The organism is Negativibacillus massiliensis, from assembly GCF_900148495.1.
GTDB classification, from domain to species: domain Bacteria; phylum Bacillota; class Clostridia; order Oscillospirales; family Ruminococcaceae; genus Negativibacillus; species Negativibacillus massiliensis.
Genome location: NZ_FTRU01000005.1, coordinates 169,978 through 194,301, shown reverse-complemented (window position 1 = coordinate 194,301; position 24,324 = coordinate 169,978). Strand labels below are relative to the sequence as shown.

Annotated in this window: 18 protein-coding genes and 4 tRNA genes; 6 read left to right on the top strand and 16 right to left on the bottom strand. The window is 46.2% G+C overall.

The annotated features are described in order from the left end of the window. Positions 1-36 precede the first annotated feature (36 nt). The gene (locus BQ5375_RS01195) at positions 37-852 is read right to left on the bottom strand and encodes a hypothetical protein (RefSeq protein ID WP_022132558.1); all 816 of its coding nucleotides are present in this window, start codon (positions 850-852) and stop codon (positions 37-39) included. Between the two features lie 279 nt (positions 853-1,131). Between BQ5375_RS01195 and selA the strand changes: the two genes are divergently transcribed. From selA to BQ5375_RS14285, 3 genes are all read left to right on the top strand, one after another. Continuing rightward, entirely contained in the window at positions 1,132-2,523 is a 1,392-nt protein-coding gene (gene selA, locus BQ5375_RS01190; RefSeq protein WP_022132559.1) for an L-seryl-tRNA(Sec) selenium transferase, read from the top strand. A gap of 86 nt (positions 2,524-2,609) precedes the next feature. Further along, positions 2,610-4,496 carry a selenocysteine-specific translation elongation factor gene (gene selB, locus BQ5375_RS01185; protein ID WP_022132560.1) on the top strand — a complete coding sequence of 629 codons (1,887 nt, stop codon included), beginning with the start codon at positions 2,610-2,612 and terminating at the stop codon, positions 4,494-4,496. A gap of 692 nt (positions 4,497-5,188) precedes the next feature. After that, positions 5,189-5,285 (top strand) — tRNA-Sec (locus BQ5375_RS14285). Positions 5,286-5,362: 77 nt separating this feature from the next. Here the strand turns inward: BQ5375_RS14285 and BQ5375_RS01180 are convergent. The 7 genes from BQ5375_RS01180 to BQ5375_RS01150 form a co-directional block, all read right to left on the bottom strand. Continuing rightward, entirely contained in the window at positions 5,363-5,812 is a 450-nt protein-coding gene (locus tag BQ5375_RS01180; RefSeq protein WP_022132563.1) for a C-GCAxxG-C-C family protein, read from the bottom strand. A gap of 21 nt (positions 5,813-5,833) precedes the next feature. Then, the gene (locus BQ5375_RS01175) at positions 5,834-6,946 is read right to left on the bottom strand and encodes an SLC13 family permease (RefSeq protein WP_076917296.1); all 1,113 of its coding nucleotides are present in this window, start codon (positions 6,944-6,946) and stop codon (positions 5,834-5,836) included. A gap of 61 nt (positions 6,947-7,007) precedes the next feature. Further along, positions 7,008-7,832, bottom strand: a complete 825-nt coding sequence (locus BQ5375_RS01170; RefSeq protein WP_022132565.1) for a metallophosphoesterase — start codon at positions 7,830-7,832, stop codon at positions 7,008-7,010. A 349-nt stretch (positions 7,833-8,181) separates the two neighbouring features. After that, positions 8,182-9,954 (bottom strand): ABC transporter ATP-binding protein, encoded by a 1,773-nt coding sequence (locus BQ5375_RS01165; protein WP_076917295.1) that lies wholly within the window; start codon positions 9,952-9,954, stop codon positions 8,182-8,184. Then, a complete protein-coding gene (locus tag BQ5375_RS01160) occupies positions 9,951-11,663 on the bottom strand; it encodes an ABC transporter ATP-binding protein (RefSeq protein WP_407716892.1) in 1,713 nt (570 codons plus the stop codon). The genes BQ5375_RS01165 and BQ5375_RS01160 overlap by 4 nt, the downstream gene beginning before the upstream one ends. Then, entirely contained in the window at positions 11,660-12,112 is a 453-nt protein-coding gene (locus tag BQ5375_RS01155; protein ID WP_022132568.1) for a MarR family winged helix-turn-helix transcriptional regulator, read from the bottom strand. The genes BQ5375_RS01160 and BQ5375_RS01155 overlap by 4 nt, the downstream gene beginning before the upstream one ends. A 212-nt stretch (positions 12,113-12,324) precedes the next feature. Further along, the gene (locus BQ5375_RS01150; RefSeq protein ID WP_076917294.1) at positions 12,325-12,921 is read right to left on the bottom strand and encodes a helix-turn-helix domain-containing protein; all 597 of its coding nucleotides are present in this window, start codon (positions 12,919-12,921) and stop codon (positions 12,325-12,327) included. Between the two features lie 196 nt (positions 12,922-13,117). Between BQ5375_RS01150 and BQ5375_RS01145 the strand changes: the two genes are divergently transcribed. Further along, a complete protein-coding gene (locus BQ5375_RS01145) occupies positions 13,118-14,452 on the top strand; it encodes an APC family permease (RefSeq protein ID WP_022132968.1) in 1,335 nt (444 codons plus the stop codon). A gap of 44 nt (positions 14,453-14,496) precedes the next feature. On the opposite strand, the gene BQ5375_RS01140 is transcribed toward BQ5375_RS01145, so the two are convergent. The 4 genes from BQ5375_RS01140 to BQ5375_RS01125 all read right to left on the bottom strand — a co-directional run bounded on the left by BQ5375_RS01140 (position 14,497) and on the right by BQ5375_RS01125 (position 16,273). After that, the gene (locus BQ5375_RS01140; protein ID WP_022132967.1) at positions 14,497-15,723 is read right to left on the bottom strand and encodes an erythromycin esterase family protein; all 1,227 of its coding nucleotides are present in this window, start codon (positions 15,721-15,723) and stop codon (positions 14,497-14,499) included. Between the two features lie 220 nt (positions 15,724-15,943). Continuing rightward, positions 15,944-16,028: transfer RNA gene (locus tag BQ5375_RS01135), tRNA-Tyr, on the bottom strand. A gap of 21 nt (positions 16,029-16,049) precedes the next feature. Then, positions 16,050-16,125: transfer RNA gene (locus BQ5375_RS01130), tRNA-Thr, on the bottom strand. A 71-nt stretch (positions 16,126-16,196) separates the two neighbouring features. Continuing rightward, positions 16,197-16,273 (bottom strand) — tRNA-Pro (locus tag BQ5375_RS01125). Between the two features lie 285 nt (positions 16,274-16,558). Here BQ5375_RS01125 and BQ5375_RS01120 point away from each other — a divergent pair. Next, a complete protein-coding gene (locus BQ5375_RS01120) occupies positions 16,559-17,941 on the top strand; it encodes a glycine--tRNA ligase (protein WP_022132966.1) in 1,383 nt (460 codons plus the stop codon). Positions 17,942-18,107: 166 nt separating this feature from the next. Here BQ5375_RS01120 and BQ5375_RS01115 read toward each other — a convergent pair whose 3' ends face one another. Further along, positions 18,108-19,334 carry an erythromycin esterase family protein gene (locus tag BQ5375_RS01115; RefSeq protein WP_076917293.1) on the bottom strand — a complete coding sequence of 409 codons (1,227 nt, stop codon included), beginning with the start codon at positions 19,332-19,334 and terminating at the stop codon, positions 18,108-18,110. Positions 19,335-19,453: 119 nt separating this feature from the next. Next, positions 19,454-20,158, bottom strand: coding sequence for an Ig-like domain-containing protein (locus BQ5375_RS01110; protein ID WP_076917292.1), 705 nt, complete (start codon positions 20,156-20,158; stop codon positions 19,454-19,456). 318 nt (positions 20,159-20,476) lie between these two features. On the opposite strand from BQ5375_RS01110, the gene guaA reads away from it, so the two are divergent. Continuing rightward, on the top strand, positions 20,477-22,012 hold the full coding sequence (gene guaA, locus BQ5375_RS01105; protein WP_022132963.1) for a glutamine-hydrolyzing GMP synthase: 1,536 nt from the start codon (positions 20,477-20,479) through the stop codon (positions 22,010-22,012). A 61-nt stretch (positions 22,013-22,073) separates the two neighbouring features. On the opposite strand, the gene BQ5375_RS01100 is transcribed toward guaA, so the two are convergent. Both BQ5375_RS01100 and BQ5375_RS01095 read right to left on the bottom strand, forming a co-directional pair. Further along, the gene (locus BQ5375_RS01100; RefSeq protein ID WP_022132962.1) at positions 22,074-23,432 is read right to left on the bottom strand and encodes a radical SAM/SPASM domain-containing protein; all 1,359 of its coding nucleotides are present in this window, start codon (positions 23,430-23,432) and stop codon (positions 22,074-22,076) included. A 119-nt stretch (positions 23,433-23,551) separates the two neighbouring features. Continuing rightward, complete coding sequence (locus tag BQ5375_RS01095; protein WP_022132961.1) at positions 23,552-24,112, bottom strand: TetR/AcrR family transcriptional regulator C-terminal domain-containing protein; 561 nt, start codon at positions 24,110-24,112, stop codon at positions 23,552-23,554. Positions 24,113-24,324: the final 212 nt, after the last annotated feature.

The window sequence follows — 24,324 nt, the reverse complement described above, 5'->3', positions numbered from 1 at the left end:
GATTCCACCTTTCCACTGTTTTTAAAATACTTCCGGTTACAGATAGTCGTTTGGATCAATGTCATCCAGAGGGTCCACCACAATATTGTCCTTTTTCATCGGTTTCGGCGGCAGACCTCTGCGCTTTCTCCATCGATTTTCTTTTTCTTCTTCACTGAGTCCTTTGTCCATGCAGATAACAAACAGCACCAAGCTGATCAGGAACAGAATACCGCTGATGGTGGTAAGCCGCTCAAAGTTGATTGGTCCGTACTTGGTAAAATCCGAATACTGGAGCTTTGCATCCACACCCAGCACCGCGATCACCTCGCCCTGTGCGTTTTTCAGCGGCAGATAGGTCGTGATATAGTTGCTGTCCAGAATTTCCGGCACAAACGTTTCGTCCCGTCTTCCTGCAAACTGCTCATTGAGGATATTCTGGCACCGGCGGGTATAACGCTCATCGGTATACTCCTCCCCGATGTCGTGATAGTCCACCCCTGCCTCAAGATTGTTTCCAAAATCCGCATCGGCAAGATAGGCAATCCTTCCTTCCAGTCCCTGATACAAAATGTAGGCGCGGTCATAGGAAAGGGTATCCTTTGCGCGGGACAAAAATCCGCAAAGGCTCTGGTAATAGGCGGTCTGGCTGGGGTAATCGACCAGTGCCTGGAGTCTGGTGGAGTTATAATATTCCAGCGACATGGCAAGCGAGGTTGCCTCGGAAAGAGACTGGCTGCCCAGTGTGTTGATCGCCTCTTTTCTGCGATTGAGCGGGATGGCCACCGAAATCACTGCCACGACTGCCGATAAAATAACAAGGGTCAGCAACAGCCCTCTTACCTTTCTCGACGTCATCAGGCGGTTTAACATAGCTATCATTCCTTTTTTATAGATTGGGAAATTCCTCTCCCGTAAAAATCACCCTCATGCTTTGCATTTATTATACCATCTTCTTTTGTATTACTCAATCAAAACCCGAATTTTCCCCAAAGAAACCCCACTCTTTCGCATTGCGTCTCAGACATTTTTTTGATACAATAAAGGAAAAATACATTTTGTCTAAATTTGCTTTATGAAATAAAGCACCCTGCATATTCTTTTGTGCGAAAACCGTATTAACCAAAAACATTTTTGAAAGGTATGAACCCTATGAGCGTTAATTCTCAGCTTCTCAGAAAAATCCCAAAAGTAGACGAGCTTCTGCGTCATCCTTCTCTTTCCTCCCTCTCCTGCCAGCACACCGTCCTGACCGAATCGGTGCGTGAAGTAATCGACACCTTGCGTCAGCAGATTCTTGCCGGAGAAGAACCTTGTCTGGAGGAAGAATCCATCTGTGAGGAAGTCATCCGCTGTGTCACCAAAAAAACAACCATGAGCCTGCGTCCGGTCATCAATGCAACCGGCATCGTCCTGCACACTAACCTCGGCCGTGCAAAACTGAGCGATGCCGCAGTTAAAGCAATTCAGAGTGTTGCTCAGGACTACAACACCCTCGAATATAATCTGGAAAAAGGCAGCCGCGGCAGCCGTTATGCTCATGTTGAAAAGCTGATCTCCAAACTGACCGGAGCTGAGGATGCGATGGTTGTTAACAACAACGCAGCAGCCGTTATGCTGGTATTGAGCACCATGGCAAAAGGCAAGGAAGTTGTAGTTTCCCGCGGTGAGCTGGTCGAAATCGGCGGCGCTTTCCGTGTACCGGAGATTATGGCTCAGTCCGGTGGTACTCTGGTTGAGGTCGGCACCACCAACAAGACCCATCCTTCCGACTATGTCAAGGCTGTTTCCGAAAACACCGGTGCTTTCCTGAAGGTTCACACCAGCAACTTTAAAATCATGGGCTTCTTTGAGGAAGTTTCCCTCGACGAGATGGTTACCCTTGGACACGAAAGAAATATTCCGGTTATCTATGACCTGGGTTCTGGCGCAATGGTTCGTCTGGAGGATTACGGAATTCTGGATGAACCAAACGTACTGGATGCTATGAAGTCTGGTGCAGACGTCATCAGCTTTTCCGGTGACAAACTGATGGGCGGTCCACAGGCCGGCATCATTATCGGTAAGCGCGAATATATCGAAGCAATGAAGAAAAACCCTCTGACCCGCGCATTCCGTATCGACAAACTGACTCTGGCTGCTCTGGAAGCTACCCTGCGCGAATATCTTGACCCAGCAGAAGTACTGCAGAACAACCCAACCCTGCGCATGATCACTGCAACCATGGAAACTCTGGTTCCAAAGGGTGAAAAACTGTTTGCCTGCATGGAAAAGGTTCGGGATGACAGCTTCTCTGTCGCTCTGACCGAAGATTTTGGTCAGGTCGGCGGCGGTTCGGTTCCAACCCAGATGATTCGCAGCTCGGTTGTTGCAATCACTCCTGCATACGTTTCTCTGGATGTGCTGGAAAAACGTCTGCGTGAACTTTCTCTGCCTATCATTGCGCGCATCTCCAAAGACCGCCTGCTGCTGGATGTCCGCACCATCGAGGAACATCATTTTGATTATGTGGCAGAAAGCATCCTCAAATGCTGCCAGAAGTAAATTTTCTTAAATTGCTGATAAAACATAAACAAACGTCTCGGGCAAAAGGTCTTTCCTTTTGCCCCATATAAAAAGAAGGACTGGGAATGAAAAATATTATTATTGGAACTGCCGGTCACGTTGACCACGGCAAAACCGCCCTCATCAAAGCTCTAACCGGAATCGAAACCGACCGCATCAAGGAAGAAAAGAAGCGCGGTATCACCATCGAGCTGGGCTTTGCTTATCTGGATCTTCCTGACGGCGAAAAAGCCGGTATCATCGACGTGCCGGGACACGAAAAATTTGTTAAAAACATGCTGGCAGGTGCCGGCGGCATCGACCTTGCCCTGCTGGTTATCGCAGCGGATGAAGGCTTCATGCCGCAGACCAGAGAACATCTGGGCATCCTGTCTCTGTTAAACATTCCGGAAGGTATCATTGTCATCACCAAAAAGGATATGGTGGATGAGGACTGGCTGGAGGTTGTCTGCGATGACATCCGCAACGAAGTAAAAGGAACCTTCCTGGAAAACGCACAGATGATTCCTGTTTCCTCTTACACCGGTGAAGGCATTGAGGAATTAAAACAGGCTATCTTCCAGCTGATCGACCAGAAGACCCAGATCAAAAATCTGGATGTTCCGTTCCGTATTCCGATCGACCGTATCTTCTCGGTAGAAGGCTTCGGCACCGTCATTACCGGCACCCTGATCGAAGGTAAGATGAAGGTCGGGGATCCAGTCACCATCTACCCTTCCCGCATCGAGAGTCGAATCCGTAACCTTCAGGTACACTCCCACGATGTAGAGGAAGCATATGCCGGTCAGCGTGTTGCGGTAAACCTTGCAGGTCTGAAAAAGAGCGACTTAAACAAAGGTGATGTTGTCGCTGTTCCAGATTCGATGCACACCACCATGATGATTGATATAAAGCTTACCATCTTGAAAGACTGTGAGCGTGAGATCCTGAACGCTACCCGCCTGCATCTGTATCACGGTGCAAGAGACGTTCTATGTAAGGTTGTACTTCTTGACCGCGACAGCATCAGCGCCGGAGAAAGCTGCTATGCTCAGCTTCGACTGGAAGAAGAGATCGCCGTCAAGACAGGCGACCGCTTTGTCCTCCGCTTTTATTCCCCACTGGAAACCATCGGCGGCGGCGTCATCCTCGACTCCAATCCATTCAAACATAAACGCAACGATCCGCAGGTGCTGGAATCTTTAAATATCAAGGAAAATGGCTCGGACAAGGAAAAGATCAGCGCCGCTTTAAAGGACTATTCCTCCCGTTTTGAAACACTCAGCTTCCTTCAGGTACAGACTGCAATTCCAAAAGAGCAGTTTGACCAGCAGATTCAGAAGCTTATCAAGGACAAGACCGCGTTCCGCATCAATGACAATGTTGTCATCCACAGCGACTATCTGTCCCACCTAAAGGATACTGCTGTCAAGATGCTGACTGCTTACCATGAAGAAAATCCACTGCGTGACGGTATGAAACGCGACGAATTCCGCAGCAAGTTCCTCAAATACGAGGACATGGCGGTTGTGGACAAAATCACCGACTCTCTGGTAAACCGCAAGGTTCTCAAGATTGTAAACGGCTGTGTTGCTCTGTATGACTTTGAAGCACAGACCGACAACAATCAGGAGCTGATTGAAAAAGCCTTCCAGGAAGGCGGATTTGCTCCGGAATCCCCAGATCAGATTGCAGCACGCTTCCCGAAGATCAAAAACTTTAAGGCAGTGTTGGATTCTCTGGTCAGCTCTGGAAAGCTGATTCGTGTTGAGGACAAGATCCTGCTGCACATCGACTACTACAACAAAGCGCTTGAGATGGCAAAGGAATACATCGAAAAGAACGGTCAGATCACACTGGCTGAGATGCGCGACCTGATGGGAACCTCCCGTAAGTTTGCCGTTGCTGTACTCGAATACTGGGATCGCCGCAATATCACCAAGAAGGTCGGCGACGCCAGAGTATTGAAATAACTAGCTTGAAGCTGGACCCCGTTTCGCTGGTACTTTCTGAGAAAGTACCAAAGCAGCTCGCTTACAGCGCAATCTTTCGGAGAATGGAGTGAAATGACATTCTCAGGGGCAATGAACATAAAATCTGTTCCTAGAAGAAAGCCAAACATTACCCATTCGGCTTCGCCGCAAAGACGGGCAGCAAGAGGGTAAGAACAAAAGTTTTACTCAATTTTTTTCAAAAAATTGTCCAGTCCAGAGTGAAACTCTGGTCGCTTACCGCAGTGAGCGAAAACTTTATCGTCAGGCGTATTTTGGGAAGCTCGAAACCTTTTTACAAGAGAAAAAGGTTTCGAAAGCCGATTGTAAGCAGAAAGTGAACTCAAAAATTATCCAGTGGATGATTTTTGACGGTACCAGCTTACATCTGGTGCTGTCTGAGCCTAGTTGGTATTCGCTTATGGCATAAAGATTGGTAGTTTCTAAAAGCAAAAGTTTGTGGGGGTAGACAGCATAAATGCTGGGGGTGAAACCCCTGTGACACTCAAGAAAGAAGAACAAACCCCCGCACGGAAAATCCGTGCGGGGGTTCCTATCTTCCCAAGAATTTATCTTCTTTTTGTTTTCATTTTGTGCAACCCTCTAATCCTCTGTTCACATCAAAAAAATAGCTTGTCAAGCTTGGTCGATTGTGATATAATAATTAGGCATTTGGGAGCGGATGGGTGCTGGTGTGCCCTCTGGTCTTCAAAACCAGTAATTGTAGTTAGTAGCTGCATAGGTGGGTTCAATTCCCACACGTTCCCGCCAAAAGCTCATTCCTGTTGGAATGAGCTTTTTCCTTTTCTGCGTAAAAAAAGAGGAGCCGAATGGCTCCTCTTTTTTTATTATAATTCGCTTGGTCCGTCGTATGGCTCAAACTCACCTGGGAACAAAACTTCCTCTACAATCTGTGCACAGTCCATAACGCAGCCGCGGCAGGAACGCAAACGGTCGGTCTTGCCGTCTGTGCCGCGCAGGTCATTACAGATCATGCTGGTGTTTCTCTGTTCAAAGCGTTTTGCCATTTCTTTTCCCAGATCAAAGGTTGCAAATTTGGAAGCTGGGCTTTCCATATTTGCATCAGAGTTTTTCAGTCCTGCCAGCATCATCATACCGCAGACACTGCCGCAGGTCTGGAACATTCCTGCAATGCCCAGTCCATAAGCTTCTGCTGCACGAAACGCGGTCTTTTCGTCCATGCCCAATCTTTCACAGTAGGTGCAGACAACCGCCTGACAGCAGTTATATCCGTCTTTATGTTTCTGTGCGGCTTCCCAAACTTTGCTTCTTTCCATGATTTCATTCTCCTTTTCTTTTTATAATAAACAAACTGCTGCAAATCCATACAGAACAATCAACATCACTACATTGGCTGCTGTAAAGATTCCCAGATAACGCAAAACCTCCGCTTTTGGAGTCTTTGCATAAATCTTAAACGAGATCAGGCTGGCAAGCGATGCCACCAAGGTACCCAGTCCGCCGATGTTGGTTCCCAGAAGCATTCCCTTGGCATCCTGTGTAAAGTTGGACAGCAAAACCGCTGCCGGCACATTACTGATAACCTGGCTGGACAGCACCGAATAGAGCATGGTGTTCTGACTTAAAACGTTTCCCAGGAAATTCTTGACCGCTTCCACTGCACCAATATTGCCTGCAAAGATAAAGAAGCAGACAAAGGTTGCAAGCAGCCAGTAGTCCACCTTCTTCAACACCTTCGGGGAAAAGGCTGCCAATGCGATTACGGTAACTACAAGCGCAATGTGACTGCTGAGCAGATGGAAGACAGAAAGCAGACTCAGCAAAAACAGCAGAACAAACAGCAGCAATGCCCGTTTGCTCTGAATTTCCTCCCGTTTTTGGAACTGCACCTCAATGGTGTGATTCTTTCCGGCAATACAGCACAATGCAAGCAGAACAAAGCTCAACAGAACAATCGGAATGGTCACTGCAAAAAAGTCCCCTGCTGCAAGCTGGTAGAAGCTGCTCAGATACAAGTTCTGCGGATTTCCCACCGGAGTAAGCATACTGCCGATGTTGGCAGCAATCGTTTGCAGGGTAACCACCCAGGCCAGATGTTTTGTCTGTCCGGTCAGTTCCAGCACCAATACTGCAAACGGCACAAAGGTAATCAGCGCCACATCATTGGTGATAAGCATTGACGAGAAAAACGGCAGCATGACCAGAGTGAGGGTCAGCAGCCTCAAACTCTTTTTTCCTGCCAGAATTTTTTGTGCCAGCACCAGAAAAACGCCTTCCTGCTGCATTCCAGCCACTGCCGCCATCAGGCAAAACAGCAGTTCCAACACACGAAAATCAATATAGCCAATATAATCCGCGGAAGGCGGTACCAGAAACATGGACAGCACCGCACACAAAAACGCGATTACAAATACCGGTTCCTTCTTAAAAAAATCTTTTGCTCTTTGCATCTACCTCATCCTTTCCGTTCCTTAGTATATCGCAATCAAAAACGGAAAGCAATTATGAAATTTAAATGAATGGATGCAAATTAATCACGATAATCTCCGGAATATTGCCAAAACGGAACGGAAGTTTGGTCATGCCAATTCCGCTGCTGACATAGCGCATTCCGTTTTCCAGCGGATAGCTCCCTTTGATATATTTCCTTCCCCACGGCGGCAGAGCTCTCTCGGTCAGATAAGGTAACGACACCTGACCTCCATGGGAATGTCCGGACAAAACAAGCTCTACATTATGCAAATCCATCTGATCTGCGATATCCGGTTCATGGCAAATCAGAATATCTGTTCCGTCTCCTGCAAAAACAGCATCCGTATCAGGTGAACTAAGCACCGCATCATCCAGACCATACAGGGTGATGCCACACTCCTCTATTGTCTGGACTTCATTTTTCAGCACACAAAATCCGCCATCTTCCATCATCTCCTGATAGATACGGGAAGCTCCTGCTCCATAATCATGATTGCCCCAGACAGCATATTTTCCAAGCGGAGCATCAATCAAACCAAGCTTTTGAGAAAACTCCTCCAGATCAATCTTCTCTTTGTCCCTAGCGTAGATATCAAAAAAATCTCCGCCGAAAATCACAACGTCGGGATTTTGTTCATTGATTTTCTCCACGACACGGTCGATATTTCCCGGGGAATACCATTTCCCAAAATGAGTATCGCTGAAAAATACGATTCTGGTACTTTGTGAGACCGGAGCGGTCATGCTTTCCTCCCGAACAATCAGGAGAGACGGTTCCAAGTATCTTGCCCAGACAAAAAGCCCTGCTCCAATCAGAATAGCTGCTATAAGAAAAATCATCATACCCTTTAAAATCTTTCCCATCATTTCCTCCAAACTAACTTTTCCGCATATGGTTGGCTTTTATTCTACCATATCCTATGGAAAAAATGGGAAGAAAAGGATATTTTTTACATAAAATTTAAATTTGTCGGAATTAGTTTCTTCCGTTAACAGCAATTGTGAAAAAACAAATGGCAGAATAAAGCCATCGGTACTGTTTTTCCACTTTTGGTTAACATCTAACCAACGCTTAGAGAACATCCATCTAACTCACTGTTAACAGAAGGGCAACACCCAATCAACAACAATGGAATAAAGAAATAAAACAATAAGGGAAAAAAGAAAAAAGGAAAGAAGAGTAATTCTTCCTTCCTTTTCTGATTTTGAAGATTTAATGGAACTGTGAGCGATACAGGTTTGCGTAGATTCCACCCTGACGCATCAGCTGTTCATGGTTACCCTGTTCGACAATATCACCATGCTGAACAACCAGAATGGTATCTGCGTTCTGAATAGTAGACAGGCGGTGTGCAATGACAAAGCAGGTTTTATCCTTCATCAGATTGCGCATCGCGGTTTGAATCTGGATCTCCGTCCTGGTATCGACGTTGGAGGTCGCCTCATCCAGAATCAGCATCTTCGCATCCGAGAGCATCGCGCGGGCAATGGTCAGCATCTGCTTCTGTCCCTGCGAGATGTTCATACCATCTTCGTTAATGATGGTATCATAGCCATCCGGCAGGCTCATGATGTAGTTGTGGATTTTCGCTGCCTTTGCTGCTTCGATGACCTCTTCATGTGTGGCATCCTGACGGCTGAATGCGATGTTATCATAAATAGATCCATAGAATAGCCAGGTGTCCTGCAAAACCATTGTATAGGCCGCACGCAGGCTCTTGCGCGTGATTTCCATGCTGTCTTTGCCTTCCATCCGGATTTTGCCCGACTGAGGATCATAAAAGCGCATCAGCAGATTGATAATGGTAGTCTTTCCGGCACCGGTCGGTCCGACGATTGCCACCAGATTTCCCTTATGAGCCTGAAGATTCAGGTCGTGAATGATAATCTTATCCGGATCATAGCCAAAGTGAATGTGCTCCATCTCAACCTCGCCAGATACATTCGCCAATTCGGTTGCACCCGGAAGGTCTGCAGCTTCCGGCTCCTCGTCAATAACTCGGAACACACGTTCTGCTGCGGAGCATGCGGACTGAAGCTCACTGATAATGTTTGCCATCTCATTGATTGGTCCGGAGAACTTACGGGAATAGAGCACAAACGAGGAAAGATTTCCCAGAGAGATGCTGCCTCCCAAGAAAAGCAGCGCACCAAATACACTGATGAGAGCCAGTGACAGGTTGTTAATAAAGTTGACCGAAGGTCCTACGGTAGTTCCGTAGTAATCTGCCATGTAGTATGCCTGAACGGCTTCTTCGTTTTTCTTGTCAAATCGTCCGATGACCGTTTCTTCCTGATGATAGGATTTTGTTGTCTTTTGTCCGGAGATAATCTCCTCTACAAATCCGTTGAGTTCACCAAGCTTTGCCGAACGTTTGCGGAACAGCGGACGAACGGTCTTGGTTCGGTAGATGATAAACAGAATCGAAATCGGGACAGTGACTGCAAAGACCAGAATCAGCATCGGAGAGATCATCAGCATCATAATAAACGAACCGATGACCATAATTGCACTGGCTGCAATCTGAAGCAGGTCGTTGGTGAGCGAAGCGTTGACGGTATCTACGTCATAGGAAAAACGGCTGATAATATCACCGGTCTGATGTCCGTCAAAATATCGTACCGGCAGCTCAACCAGCTTGTCAAACAGGTCCTTTCTCATCTGATAAACGACCTTCTGACCCATCTTAACCATGGTTACCGACAACAGATAGGACAAAGCGGAAGATACAATATAGAAAATCAGCATCAATCCGCAGTAGAAGAATACTTTCTGAAAGTCTGCCTGACCCGCTTCACTTCCGATCGCATCAATCGCATAACCGGATAACATTGGTCCGATCAGGGCAAGCAGGTTACTGATCACTGTCAGGGTTACCGCCAGCAACAGCATCCATTTGTGCTGAAGCAGATATTTGCCCAGACGCAGGATGACCTGTTTTCTATTTTTTTTGGGCTTTTGTGAAGATGTATTGTTTTGTATCATCCAAAATCCCCTCCCATCTGCGACTCACTGATCTGACGATATACCTCACAGCTTTCCATCAGCTGTTCATGTGTTCCGTAACCGATCTCTTTTCCTTCTTCCAGCACCAGAATGTGGTCTGCATGCAGAATAGAGCTGACACGCTGGGCGATGACGATGGTGGTTACACCGGAATATTCTTCGCGCAGTGCTTTTCTCAGCATCGAGTCGGTCTTATAGTCAAGGGCACTCGATGAGTCATCCAAAATCAGGATTTCGGAATTTCCTGCAAGCGCTCTGGCAAGCAGAACCCTCTGCTTCTGACCGCCGCTCAGGTTGGTTCCTCGCGAGGTGACCATGTGTTCAAATTTTTCCGGCAGGCCGTCAATAAACTCCATTGCCTGCGCGCATCGTGCAGCTTTTTCGATCTGCTCATCCGGCAGATTTCTTCCAAAGTCAATGTTGCCCCGGATGGTGTCAGCAAACAGAATATCATTCTGGAATACTACACCAAATTTTGTATGCAGCTCTTCTGCAGGAATGGACGAAACCGAACGTCCTCCAATCCGAATGCTGCCGGAACTTCTCTCATACAACCGCATCAGCAGGTTGATAATGGTGCTCTTGCCAGCACCGGTCGCGCCAATAATACCCAACGTTTCACCCTTCTTGAGTTTAAAGGAAATGTGTGAAACATTGTCGGTCTTTCCTTTATAGGAAAAGCTGACATCATCAAATACAATGTGTTCTTCTTCCTCTACTACCGGTTCCTCTTTGGTAGTCAGGTCTTCTGGTGCATTGAGTACCTCATAGATACGTCCTGCAGAAGCACTCGCTCTGGAATACATGACAAAGATACGGGTAACCGAAAGCATAGCGTTCAGAATGATGGTAAAGTAAGACAGAAAAGCAATGATGGTACCTGGCTGTGTCTTTCCTGCGTTGATACGGAAGGCACCGACAACAATAACCAGAGTCAAACCAACGTTCAAAAACAGGTTCATCATCGGGTTTGTGATACCCATGGTCACCGACGCTTTTGTTTCGCGGCGAACAACATCACGGTTTACCTGCGAAAAATGTTCCTTTTCCTGCTCTGTCTTGGAAAGTGCCTTAATTACGCGGATACCGCTGATATTTTCACGTACAGTACGCACCATGATATCGACTCCGCGCTGCAAATCGGTATACATTGGAATACCTTTGCGCGATACCAGCCAGACAACCAATGCAATAAACGGCAGTACCGAGATCATGGTCCAGGTCAGTACCGGTTCCAGTGTCATAGTGATGGCAATTCCACCGATCAACAGAATCGGCGCGCGGATTCCCAGACGCTGCATCATACCAATTACCTGGTTGATGTTGTAGCTGTCGGTGGTAAGTCTTGCTTCCAGCGATGGAATCGAGAAGTAGTCGATCTGAGCGCTGGAAAGGTAAGAAATCTTTTTAAAAAGGTCATGGCGCAGTGTGCGGGTAGTATCTCTCGCAACCGATGCGGAAATGCGGTTTGCAAGGATATTGCCGACCAGTGCTGCAATGGCGCTGAGCACCATCAGCAAACCCCAGAACAAAACCAGCCGGGTATTTTTCTGCGGAACAACATAGTCCAGAATATAGGACAAAATCCATGGAATCATCAGCTCCATGATGGTTCCTACAAACTTAAATAAGATACCGACTCCCATTCTGGGGATATAGGGTTTGATGTAGCCAACAATTGGTCTCACGGTTGTTTATCCCTCCCTGACAAGGTATTTTGTGCCGCTTCATTGGCGCGTTTGGTCACCTTTTCCAGAAGCTGCACCAGAGTTTCCCGCTCCTCTTCACTCAGTTCTTCCAGCAGGTACTCGTTCCATTCCCGCATAACGCTCCGCACACAGGGAAGCAGTTCCTGCATCTTCTCGGTGGGGTATACTCGCCAAACTCTGCGGTCTTCCATATCCTGCTGACGGGTAATCAAGCCTTTTTCTTCCAGTGTCGCAAGCTGTCGGGTCACATTGCTTTTGTTGACACAGATTTCCCGGGAAATTTTTTCCTGTACGATTCCTGGTTCCCTGCAAATCAGAATGATATAGGGATGCTGGCAATGGGCGATTCCATAATCTTTTAATTTGCTGCTGTAAACCACTCCGCCAGTCCGATGAATCCGGTTGATATACTTCATGATTCCGTTCATGTTTTCTCTCCTTTCCCCCTGTTATATCGTTGCGTTTACAACTGTTGCACTCGCAACTTTCATAACAATATGGTATACCTTTTTAGATAAAAATGTCAATCGTTGATTTTTCCATAAAACCGTCAAAAACTTTGTTTAAAAAAACTCTTGAAAATCACACACTCACCAGACAAAGCAAAAAGAGAGGTCGGAACTTTTAGTTCCGACCTCTCTTAAATCAGCTGATAATAAAGTCCTTCTTTTTTGGAATACCACAGCAAGGTTCCATGACCTCTTTTGGGAATCCGTGCCTGAAGGGGCCACTCCGGATACTGCTCAAACACCTGAAGGTTTGCACCCGAAACAAAGATGACAAAGGAGATATAGTCCTCCTTACTCATAGGATGCGTGCTGGTGACATACCATTCTCCATCGATTTCCTCTACACACAGCTTCTGTTGTGGTGATGCCTTTTGTGCTGTACATGCTTCCAGCTTGCTGCCGCAGCAGCTGATCTGTGCTGGACCGGTACAGATATTCAAATTTCCACAAACCGGACAGATATAATAACTTGCTTTTCTCATACTTGCAATTCCTTTCCATTTTTCCTGACCAGGCAGATCGGGTGACCCGCTCAAAATCTGCTCAACACTGACCTTTAACGCAGCTGCCAGCTCGATGAGCAGGGAAACATCCGGGCATCCCAGTCCACGCTCCCACTTGGAAACCGTCTTGTCACTGATCCCCATGTGCTGAGCCAGCTGAAGCTGAGTCATGTTCTGTTTTAAACGAAGTTCCCGAATCAAATTTCCTGTCTTTGTGCAGTCCATTCACTCACCCCCTGGTGATACTTTATCAAAAATATCCTTTCAATTCAAGAAACGCTCCGTAGAGTCGCACACTTTTCTCCTTAAAAGCAATAAATTATACTGAACCACTTGATTTTTGCACTTTAACGTGCGATAATCAAAGCATTCCGAACAGGTCAGCCATCTGTCGGAATCAATATCATCAAGGAGAATATCTATGAAGGAAATTTCGAAAAAGTACGGTTTTATCACGGCTACCGCAATGATTGTCGGAATCTGCATCGGTTCCGGTATCTTCTTTAAAAGCGATAACATCCTGATTGCCACCGGCGGCAGCATACTATGGGGTGTTGTTCTGTTTGTTGTATCGGCGATTTCCATCGTTTTTGGTTGTCTGACCTTTGGAGAGCTTGCTTCCCAAACCGATCAGGTGGGCGGACTGCTCAGTTACTCCGAGGAATTCCTGGGCTCCAAGGCAGGCTGTGGCTACGGATGGTTTCAGATTTTGGTTTACTATCCATCCATCACCGCGGTGGTCAGCTGGGTTATTGGCATCTATACCTGTATTCTGTTTGGTCTGCCCGGAACGCTGGGGCTTCAGCTTTTGATTGGCTTTGCCTTTTTATGCATCTGCTTTACCTATAATGTTCTTGTTCCAAAATTTGGAGCTGGTGTCCAGAACGCAACCACTGCAATCAAGCTGATTCCACTGCTTATCTTAGCCATCTGTGGATTGATCTTCGGTGATCCAGCTGCTGGATTTGCCGCAGTTGATCCCCGTACCGTTGCCGGTGCATCCATCCTGACTGCACTTGGCCCGATCGCCTACTCGTTTGACGGTTGGATTGTTGCAACCTCCATCTCTCATGAAGTGCATGACTCCCGCCGCAATATGCCGCGTGCCCTTCTGTTTGGTCCTCTGATTGTCCTGACCATGTACGTTTTATATTTCGTCGGCGTTTCCTGCTATGTTGGCCCAATGGAAGTCATCCGTCTAGGCGATGAACACGTCAGCGTTGCTGCTGAAAGACTGCTGGGTGCATGGTTCAGCAAAGCGATTGTAGCGTTTGTCGTTGTTTCGGTTGTTGGAACGGTCAACGGTCTGGTTACCGGATTTATCCGCATGCCATACTCGATTGCGGTGCGTGAAGGAATGTTCCCAATGCGCAAAACACTCAGCAAGCTGGACAAACACGGTATGCCTGCTGTTTCTGCTCTGATGGGCTTCCTGCTGTGCACCCTCTGGCTGTGCATCCATGGATTGGTTACAATCAAAGGTTGGCTGCCAAACAGCGACGTTTCAGAAGGTGCTATCGTTATGAGTTACCTTTTATATATTCCACTGTACTGGAGAGTGTTCCGCCTGTGGAAAGAAGGACGAGTTACCAGCCGTTTCCGCGGCATGGTTTGCCCGTTCCTGGCAATCATCGGTTCGTTCATCATCCTTTCTGGAGGACTGCAAAACCCGATGTTTATTGCCTTCTTCCTGTTCTGCGGCGCGGTGGTACTGGCTGGAATTCTTTACTATCAGGCACACCACAAAAAAGCATAGAAACAAAAACAGCAGAGGAAAATCCTCTGCTGTTTTCTTTTGCTCTATTTAATTTTAGGTGCCTCTTCGGAATTTGGTAGGATCAGGATTTTCTGGAAGTAGTCAGTCAGTGCCGCACCTTCTTCTTTTGGTATCATCCCTTCTATCTCCTGCGTAAAGGGGCTTCCCTCCATATCCAGTGGGATGAAGGTTGCCTGTTCAAAATAATCCTGAAATACTCTGTTGTCAAACCAATCATAATAACCCAGAGGTTCATTCTTTCCTGTGACATCAAACTTATGCTCAACCATATACAGAATCGAGCAAACCTGACCTTTCAGCGGGAATCTTCCCTCATTTAATCTTGCTCCCAGTCGATGGAAATTTTCTGTTCCAGTTGAAAAATCATTCACCAATGTTTGATAGGTATGTCCTGCACCAAACTGTGCAAAGAATTTTGCATCTTCTGGCAGAGTATTTAACAAAAAACGGATGTTTTCCAGAGAATGTTCATCCCGAAAACTGTAAAGTTCATCACCCAATTCACCACTTCCTCCATTTTGGATATAGCTCACAAAGGATGTCAGGTATCCGGCAATTCGGACGACAATCTCATAGTTTTCCCCAAAAATATCGCGCAGTTCCTTCTCATGTTTTTCTAACGGGAGAAGCAGCGGAACCACCTTTGCAAAGGATTGCTGCTCATCTCCTATCGGCTCCTCAAACAGCATTTTCCACTCTTTGGATACTTTGTCCGGCTGCTCAACAAGCAACGAGATACCTTTTATCATCGCATTGATGTTAAATTCAGCATCAATCCCGATTGCGTGGATTTTCCTATTCTCCGGCTGCTGGCTGTTATACTCATACAGCCACTGCCAGAGATCACGCTCCGGCTCTGCATCGGTATGCAGTCCTTTTTTGCACTCCAACGCAAAGTTTAAAATTTCCTCGTCCCCGGTCTGGATGTAGTGGTCAATCAGCAGCCCAGCACCCATGCCTTCTTCCATCAGCAGATAGTTGACCTCCTGATTTTCGTGCAGGTATTGCAGCATCATCTTTTTCGCCGGATAGATCATTGTTTGTTGGTGTATTTCTCCTGCGAAGAAGAAGCGGTAGTTATCTGCATTCCCGAAGGTTTTATTATCCAACCCCTGTTCAAAATCCACCGGTTTTGCATACTTTTTGAGGTATCGCTCCACCTCCGTCCCGCCGCAGCCAGAAAATACCATCACCAATACAAGCAGCAGAGAAACCAGTTTGCACCCTTTTGGAACCCATCTGTTTAACATTCTCAAACGCCTCTTTTCCGTATCCACACTTTTTTCCTGCTCAGTGCAGGTATTTGCGGTCAGTATACTCTTTCCCGTTCGAAAAGGCAATATCGTTTTACGTAATTTGTAGGAAAAGCCAAAACAACCCCAGAGAAATATACAATTTCTCTGGGGTTAGATTTTTACAAATTTATTTTAAACAAGAAAAAATCCCGGACACGATTGCATCCAGGATTTTTGGTGGGCGAGGGTGGATTCGGACCACCGAAGTCACTGACAACAGATTTACAGTCTGCCCCCTTTGGCCACTCGGGAACTCGCCCTTATTTTGTTTTGAAATTTAGTGGAGCTGGTGGACGGACTCGAACCCCCGACCTGCTGATTACAAATCAGCTGCTCTACCAACTGAGCTACACCAGCGTATTGTTGAGAACAGCTTGATTATTATATCAAACATCTTGTCCCTTGTCAATAGCTTCACTAAATTTTTGTGGTCGAGGCGACAGGACTTGAACCTGCGGCATCTTGGTCCCAAACCAAGCACTCTACCAAACTGAGCTACGCCTCGTCGAGCACAGGTGTTATTATATATCATCTGTTTTTATTTGTCAACACCTTTTTTGATATTTTTTAAAAAAAAATCAAAAAAAGATATTTTCCCCGTTTTCGACATCCTTTTGCCCTGCAAAACCTTCCTATTTATCAGCTCTTTACTTGACTTCCTTTCTAAAATTGTTTATCATTAAACAATATAAAGCAGGTGCTGTTTTCCTGCTAAAAATCCTTTGAAAAAGCAGTTTTTAAGGTTCTTTTGAGAGCTTGTCTTTACTTTATCCGCGAGGAGGAACACAAGATGAACAACACTGAAAAAACAATGGAAAAAATCGTTTCTCTGTGCAAAGGCAGAGGTTTTGTTTTTGCCGGTTCGGAAATCTACGGCGGTCTTTCTAATACATGGGATTACGGTCCTCTGGGTGTAGAGCTCAAAAACAACGTAAAACGCGCTTGGTGGAAACGCTTTGTACAGCAGAATCCATACAACGTTGGTCTGGACAGCGCAATTCTGATGAATCCGGAAGTTTGGGTTGCTACCGGCCATGTTGGCGGCTTCTCTGACCCACTGATGGACTGCAAAGACTGCAAGACCCGTCATCGTGCAGACAAACTGATCGAAGACTTCACCGGCAAATCCGCAGACGGTTGGAGCAACGAACAGATGATGAACTTCATCAAAGAAAACGGCATCAAGTGTCCAAACTGCGGCAGCACAAACTTCACTGATATCCGTCAGTTCAACCTGATGTTCAAAACCTTCCAGGGTGTAACCGAAGACGCTAAGAGCCAGATCTACCTGCGTCCGGAAACTGCACAGGGTATCTTTGTAAACTTTGCAAACGTTCAGCGTACTACCCGTAAAAAACTGCCATTCGGTATCTGCCAGGTAGGTAAATCCTTCCGTAACGAAATTACTCCAGGTAACTTTACCTTCCGTACCAGAGAATTTGAACAGATGGAGCTGGAATTCTTCTGCAAACCAGACACCGACCTGGAATGGTTTAAATACTGGAAAGACTTCTGCCACAAATGGCTGCTTGATCTGGGCATGACCGACGAAAATCTGCGTCTGCGTGACCATGAGCCGGAAGAACTTTCCTTCTACTCCAAAGCAACCACCGACTTTGAATTCCTGTTCCCATTCGGCTGGGGCGAGCTGTGGGGCATTGCAGACCGTACCAACTACGACCTGTCCCGTCACAGCGAACATTCCGGCAAACCAATCGAATACTTCGATCAGGAAACCAACGAACACTATATTCCATACGTTATCGAGCCTTCTCTGGGCGCTGACCGTGTGGTTCTGGCATTCCTGTGCGACGCTTACGATGAAGAAGTCGTTGACGCAGAAAAGAATGACACCCGCGTTGTTCTCCACCTGCATCCAGCACTTGCTCCATTCAAAGCATGCGTTCTGCCACTGTCCAAGAAACTTTCGGAAGAAGCAAGCGCTCTGTACGCTGAGCTGTCCGAACACTTCATGGTTGACTATGATGAAGCTGGTTCCATCGGCAAACGTTACCGCCGTCAGGATGAGATCGGTACACCATTCTGCATCACCTACGACTTCGAGTCCAAGGAAGATGGCTGCGTAACCGTTCGTGACCGCGACACCATGGAACAGGAAAGAATCCCAATGAAGGATCTGACCCACTACATCATCAAGAAGCTCAAATTCTAGCAGGCTGAACCTGCACTCTGTTCGCGTTGTCGGTCAAGTGCAAGTTAAAAAACCTCGCTCTCGCGCAGATCGCTTGTTTCTGACTGCGCTCGTTGGAGCAAAATAAATCGCACAAAGCAACAGAGGAATCTTCTTATGAGAAGATTCCTCTGTTTTTCTTTTCTACTTATTTTTGATAAGGCTCACATGCTTCTGAATCCGGCAGCAACAAGATTTTCTGGAAATAATCGGTCAGACCCATTGCTGCTTTGTTGTCAGAACCTTCTCTGTCCTGCACCTGCTCCTCACCATAGCGACCAAATGGGCTTCCCTTTTCGTCCAGTGGGATAAAGGTGTCCTGCGCATAATAATCCTGAAACGAATCAATTGGTATTTCGGATTCATTCATCGGGTAATAGGTTGTCGAGCGGGGACTTTGGCTTTTCTTTAAAAATGCCAGGTAAATAGAACAAACTTTTCCCTTTACCGGAGAGTCGTCCTCCTGTAACTGCATGGCAAAGCGGTTATAGTTTTCCTGTAATACAAAGGTCGTGATCATTTCCGATTGAAGGATATGTTCTGCCCCAAACTGTCCGAAGAATTTCGCATCCTCTGGAAGCTGTTCCATAGCAAAAAACAAATTGTCTGTCATCTTGTCATCCCTGATTTGATGAGCATTTGCACCTCCTGATTGATTAAGTTCAAAGAACTTTTCTGTTGCTGTCACATTTTTTGCATACTGCTCTGCCCATGGAAAATTTTCGCCAAATATCTCCTTCATCTGCTCCGGGTACTTCTCCAACGCCTGAGGAAATTCCTTGGCCGCAGTTCCATCCGATTCTTTTATCCTTTCTATCAGTGGTTGGATTTCTTTTGCAGGAGTCACCGAATTATCCATCAAAAGGGATAATCCACGGACACTGGTTTTCTTTTGAAATTCTATGTCCAAGCCAATAATATGTAACTTGCAGTTCTCTGGCTGCTGCTGATTGTAGTCATACAGCCATTTCCAAAGCTGGTACTCATCCTGTGTATAAGCAAGAGTCCCCTCCAACTCCTCCATCATGAAGATTAAATTTTCCTCATTGCCAGTTTGAATATAATCATCTAATAAAAATCCCTGTCCCATTCCAAGCTCACAGATCAGATAATCGACATCCTGATTTTCATGAAGATATTGAATCAGCATCTTTTTGCTCTGATATCCTTTGGTTTGGGCGTGATATTCCCCCGCAAGAAAGACACGATAATCGGCATTGCCAAAGGTTTTATTGTCTATTCCCTTTTCAAAATCAATTGTTTTTGCATATTTTGCATTGTACTCTTCGACACTGAGCATTTGCTGGTTCTGACATCCCGTAAAACAAAAGCTGATTACCAGAATCACCGCTAAAATGAATGACCACCTTTTCATAATAACCCCTTCTTTCTTTGAAAACATTGTATCGAGCCTGCTGTTTGCAGTCAATATCATCTCATGCAAGTTTACCAAAAAGAGCCGCAGTCGATCGACTGCGGCTCTTGATACTGCTTTTATTTTTGAATTGCTACACTCACCCGAATTGGAACAGACACCCTGCCTTGCTCATCCAATGCCGTCAGAACAAAGCTGTCACTTCCTGTCTGTCCTTCCTGCGGTGTATAAACACATCGACCATCCTTAAAGGAGAGCGTTCCCTTTGCAGGCTTACGGCTTATCGTATAAACGACCTCCCCCTGCATACAGGAAAGAGCTGCAGATACCGGTGTCTGCGCACTGGTGTGGCAAAATACATCCTGCACGATTGGACGTTCCTCAGTATCCTCCTGCTCCCGGATCTGGAAGGTTGCACACACCTTCTGTACATCCTCTTTTCCATGAATCTGTGAGGTGCAGAGTGGAATAAAGCTAAACCATCCGGAAGAAGCTGCAAGGGCATTTTCATCCTGTACATAACACAGGCGATCCAACTCACTGCGGAAGATGGTGTCGTAAATCTGCACTTCCACCCCGTCCAGCATCAATTTTCCGCTGCCCTCTTCAGGGAGTGAGGTAATGGTGATTGCCGCGATCTCACCGGGCTTTAGTCCAAGACGCATCTCAAAATATTCTGCAGAAAGCGACACGCTCTCCCCAGCAGGCAGGATCAGGGGATAGACCCTACTTTCCATCGAGCTTTCCTGTGCCGCTACTCTGATTGGTACTGCAAAAAATAAACTCAGGGCAAGCAAAACTGCCGCTGCTTTTTGTCTTTTCATCCGTTTCATCCTTTCAGCAGGGATTCTTTTTCTCTTATTTTGGAAGAAAATTTCTCCCTGCTCACAATTTTCAAAGATAGTATTTCCGGTTTATCCAACAATAGCAGCGTCATCTTTTTCCTTTTCTAAACAAAATTCCCATTTCGGGCAAAACAAATCCACAAAATCTTTGACAATTCTCCAGAGTTTTTATCAGAGCGGTGGATTTTATGCGGCGGTTATTTACAAAAATGCGTTTGTATCTTATAATTTAGAGTAAAATATTTATTTTATTCCGTTAAGATTTTCAGCTTATCAATATGAAAGGATGGTGTCTTCATGTCACATCAAAACGTACTCATCCTGGACTTCGGTGGTCAGTACAATCAGCTGATTGCCCGCCGTGTCCGCGATCTGGGCGTATACTGCGAAATCATCCCATTCCGCAAGGCTACTGTGGAGAAGATTCGCGAATATTCTCCAATCGGTCTGATCTTTACCGGTGGTCCAAACAGCGTTTATGCTGAAAACGCACCACAGATCGATCCTGCTGTTCTTTCGATGGGCGTTCCTGTTCTGGGTCTGTGCTACGGCTGCCAGCTGATCGCACACACTCTGGGCGGCAAAGTAGAAACCGCTCCAGCAAGAGAGTTCGGCAAAACCGCTACTCACTTTAACACCACTTCCCCTCTGTTTACAGACCTTCCAGAAGAAGCAACTACCTGGATGAGCCATGTTGACTATGTCGGCAAACTTCCAGAGGGCTTTGAGAGCATCGCTCACACCGATCATTGCCCGGTTGCTGCTATGCAGAATCTGGACAAAAAGATCTTCGGCTTCCAGTATCATCCGGAAGTAGAACATACCCAGAACGGCAGCAAGATGCTGCGCAACTTCCTTTACAATGTCTGCGGCGCAGTTGGCGACTGGAGCATGAAGGATTACTGCAACACCGCAATCGCACAGGTTCGCGAGAAAGTTGGAGACGGCAAAGTTCTGCTGGCTCTGTCCGGCGGTGTAGACAGCTCGGTTGTTGCAAAACTGCTCTCCAAAGCAATCGGCAACCAGCTGACCTGTATCTTTGTTGACCATGGTCTGATGCGCAAAAACGAAGGTGATGAAATCGAAGCTGTATTCGGCAACGGTGACATCAATTTCGTCCGCGTCAATGCAGAGGATCGTTTCCTTGGCAAACTGGCTGGTGTCAGCGAACCAGAAAAGAAACGTAAGATCATCGGCGAAGAATTTATCCGCGTTTTCGAAGAAGAAGCAAAGAAAATCGGTAAAGTTGACTTCCTTGCACAGGGAACCATCTATGCTGACGTTGTAGAATCCGGTTCCGGTGATGCAGCTGTCATCAAATCCCACCACAACGTAGGCGGTCTGCCGGACTATGTTGATTTCAAAGAGATCATCGAGCCGCTGCGCCTGCTGTTCAAAGACGAAGTTCGTGCACTGGGCAGAGAGCTCGGTCTGCCGGATTATCTGGTAAACCGTCAGCCATTCCCAGGTCCTGGTCTTGCAATCCGTGTTATCGGTGAAGTTACCAAGGAAAAACTGGACGTTCTGCGCGACGCTGATTTCATCTTCCGCGATGAGATTGCAAAAGCTGGACTGGACAAATCGGTTCATCAGTACTTCGCAGTTCTGACCAACATGCGTTCTGTCGGCGTTATGGGTGACTTCAGAACCTATGATTACACCCTTGCTCTGCGCGGTGTAACCACCTCCGACTTTATGACTGCTGACTGGGCAAGAATCCCTTACGAAGTTCTGGACAAGGTTTCGGTTCGTATCGTAAACGAAGTTGACCACATCAACCGTATCTGCTACGATATCACCTCCAAACCACCGGCAACCATCGAGTGGGAATAATTTTTCCATATTAAAAACACAAAAACCTCTCTGAATGATCAGAGAGGTTTTTCTTTTACCTTTACTTTTTACAATTTTCACAACAATGACTGCACTGCCAGAGGCGATCTGCGGTTTCAGTCCAGTTTTGTGCGTATTCCAAACATTTTCCGCACAGATGTTCTGCACTTTCAGGGGACTGAAGGTCGGTCGAATGAGCACCCGTCCTTCTGACCATTTCCTGCAGCTTTTCCGGATTTTCCAGCATTGGGCAGGGACGCAGATGATTTTGGTTAAATGGTTGTCCGTCATGATATGCCATGAACAGCGGTGAGGTCAGTGCTTCCAGCAAAGTTTTCTCGCGGATATTGGAATCCGAATAATGGATAAAGACGCACGGTTCAATATCGCCGTTTGGATTGATGTGCAGATAATTTCTTCCGCCTGCGATGCATCCTCCCACATATTCACCATCATTCTGAAAATCAATGGTAAAGATCGGTTTGGTGCTGCGGTACTGACGAATCCTATGATACATCTGTTCTCTCTGCTGCGGGGATGGCAGCAGCTGCGTAACTGCATCGTTTCCAACCGGCATATAGTGGAAGAACCACGCAAATTTTGCTCCCCAGGAAACCAGCTGATCGATAAACTCCTCCGAGCTGATGGAATCAAGGTTCTGGCTGGTATAGCAGCAGGACACACCGAATGGCAGTTTCTTTCTTCTGAGGATTTCCATTGCCCGAACAACACGCTGATAACTTCCCTTTCCGCGGCGGCTGTCGGTATCCTCTTCTGAGCCCTCCACACTGATTGCCGGAATAAAGTTTTTTACCCGAAGCATTTCGTCGGCAAATTCCTCATCAATTAAGGTCGCATTGGTAAATGCAAGGAATTCACAGTCGCTGTGTTTGTTGCACAGAGCGATCAGGTCCTGTTTGCGCATCAGCGGCTCACCGCCGGTGTAGATGTACATATAAACACCCAGTTCCTTGCCCTGTGTGATGATGGAGTCGATCTCATCGAAACTCAGATTCAGGCGATTGCCATATTCTGCCGCCCAGCATCCGGTACAGTGCATATTGCAGGCTGATGTCGGGTCAAGCAGGATTGCCCACGGAACATTACAGTGATATTCCTCCATCACCTTTTCTCTCTTTTCTGCCCAATCCAAGTTTGCGTTCATAATAAAGTTTTCAAAGAATTTGCGGATGATCTGAGGATCAATGTCTGTCCACACACTTTCGATCAGTTCAAACCAGTTATTGTCCTGATCCTCCAGAATTTCTCGAAAGACCTTTCTTTGCGGAGCATAAACCGATTCCGGCAAAACCTTATCGATCATTTCCATCAGTTTTGGAAGGTTGGTTTTCGGGTCTTTTTCCAGATAATCATATACTTTTCTCATTCCAAGATTCATCATTTTTGCAGAAAAACTCATACATTCCACTCCTTTGATTTTTCTGAAATAGCTTATCCTGATTGTAATCCCCTGTCCCCGCCCGGACAATAGACAAAAAGAATCGGGTGTCTAAAGTTTAGACACCCGATTCTTTTTGTCTATTTTGTTTCTTCGAATTTTCCCAGCGTATAAGCGATACTTCCGTCCATACAGTAAAACAGCTTGTCCAGCTTACCCAGTTTATCCTTCGGCATATCGTATTCCATCCATTCCATAAAAAAGCCGACCATCATCAACACATAAACATCCGTAACAAACTCCCGATTCTCCTGGCTGATTTCCATTGACTGTGCTACTTCATTGACAATAGAAGACAAAATCGGTTTGAGCCACGACTTTAAGTAATCTTCCAGCTGGACACGATTGACCGAATGATAAACATTAAGCACCAAACTGCGATTTTCCTGCATATAGTCCAGAATCCTTCTGCATCCCTGATGCCAGTTGGTATAATCAGAATAATCCTTTAAAAGGCGCTCAAAATCATGATGAAAAATCCAGTCTACCAGATCATAGACATCCTGAAAATGATAATAAAAAGTCTGTCGATTTACCCCACAATCATCGACAATATCCTTGATGGTAATTTTATTCAAGGTCTTTTTTTGAAGCAAAGACTTGAGTGAATTTGCCAACGCCTGTTTTGTCATTTGAGACATGCTGTATTCTCCTTTCCCTGCTGTTAAATTATTTATCATCATATCACACTTTATATGGCGGTGCAACTTTTACACTTTTAAGCCTTTGTATAAAATCCAAACAGGAATTCTTTTTTGTCTATGGTAAATGCCAGCCGATTCCGTTACAATACAATCACCAAAAGCAAATATACCCGATGCAAAAATAAAATTGCATCGTCCACCAACAATAA

Coding starts and splice junctions, on each gene's coding strand:
- BQ5375_RS01195 (WP_022132558.1), bottom strand. CDS start 852: ATGTTAAACCGCCTGATGACGTCGAGAAAGGTAAGAGGGCTGTTGCTG.
- selA (WP_022132559.1), top strand. CDS start 1,132: ATGAGCGTTAATTCTCAGCTTCTCAGAAAAATCCCAAAAGTAGACGAG.
- selB (WP_022132560.1), top strand. CDS start 2,610: ATGAAAAATATTATTATTGGAACTGCCGGTCACGTTGACCACGGCAAA.
- BQ5375_RS01180 (WP_022132563.1), bottom strand. CDS start 5,812: ATGGAAAGAAGCAAAGTTTGGGAAGCCGCACAGAAACATAAAGACGGA.
- BQ5375_RS01175 (WP_076917296.1), bottom strand. CDS start 6,946: ATGCAAAGAGCAAAAGATTTTTTTAAGAAGGAACCGGTATTTGTAATC.
- BQ5375_RS01170 (WP_022132565.1), bottom strand. CDS start 7,832: ATGGGAAAGATTTTAAAGGGTATGATGATTTTTCTTATAGCAGCTATT.
- BQ5375_RS01165 (WP_076917295.1), bottom strand. CDS start 9,954: ATGATACAAAACAATACATCTTCACAAAAGCCCAAAAAAAATAGAAAA.
- BQ5375_RS01155 (WP_022132568.1), bottom strand. CDS start 12,112: ATGAACGGAATCATGAAGTATATCAACCGGATTCATCGGACTGGCGGA.
- BQ5375_RS01150 (WP_076917294.1), bottom strand. CDS start 12,921: ATGGACTGCACAAAGACAGGAAATTTGATTCGGGAACTTCGTTTAAAA.
- BQ5375_RS01145 (WP_022132968.1), top strand. CDS start 13,118: ATGAAGGAAATTTCGAAAAAGTACGGTTTTATCACGGCTACCGCAATG.
- BQ5375_RS01140 (WP_022132967.1), bottom strand. CDS start 15,723: ATGTTAAACAGATGGGTTCCAAAAGGGTGCAAACTGGTTTCTCTGCTG.
- BQ5375_RS01120 (WP_022132966.1), top strand. CDS start 16,559: ATGAACAACACTGAAAAAACAATGGAAAAAATCGTTTCTCTGTGCAAA.
- BQ5375_RS01115 (WP_076917293.1), bottom strand. CDS start 19,334: ATGAAAAGGTGGTCATTCATTTTAGCGGTGATTCTGGTAATCAGCTTT.
- BQ5375_RS01110 (WP_076917292.1), bottom strand. CDS start 20,158: ATGAAAAGACAAAAAGCAGCGGCAGTTTTGCTTGCCCTGAGTTTATTT.
- guaA (WP_022132963.1), top strand. CDS start 20,477: ATGTCACATCAAAACGTACTCATCCTGGACTTCGGTGGTCAGTACAAT.
- BQ5375_RS01100 (WP_022132962.1), bottom strand. CDS start 23,432: ATGAGTTTTTCTGCAAAAATGATGAATCTTGGAATGAGAAAAGTATAT.
- BQ5375_RS01095 (WP_022132961.1), bottom strand. CDS start 24,112: ATGTCTCAAATGACAAAACAGGCGTTGGCAAATTCACTCAAGTCTTTG.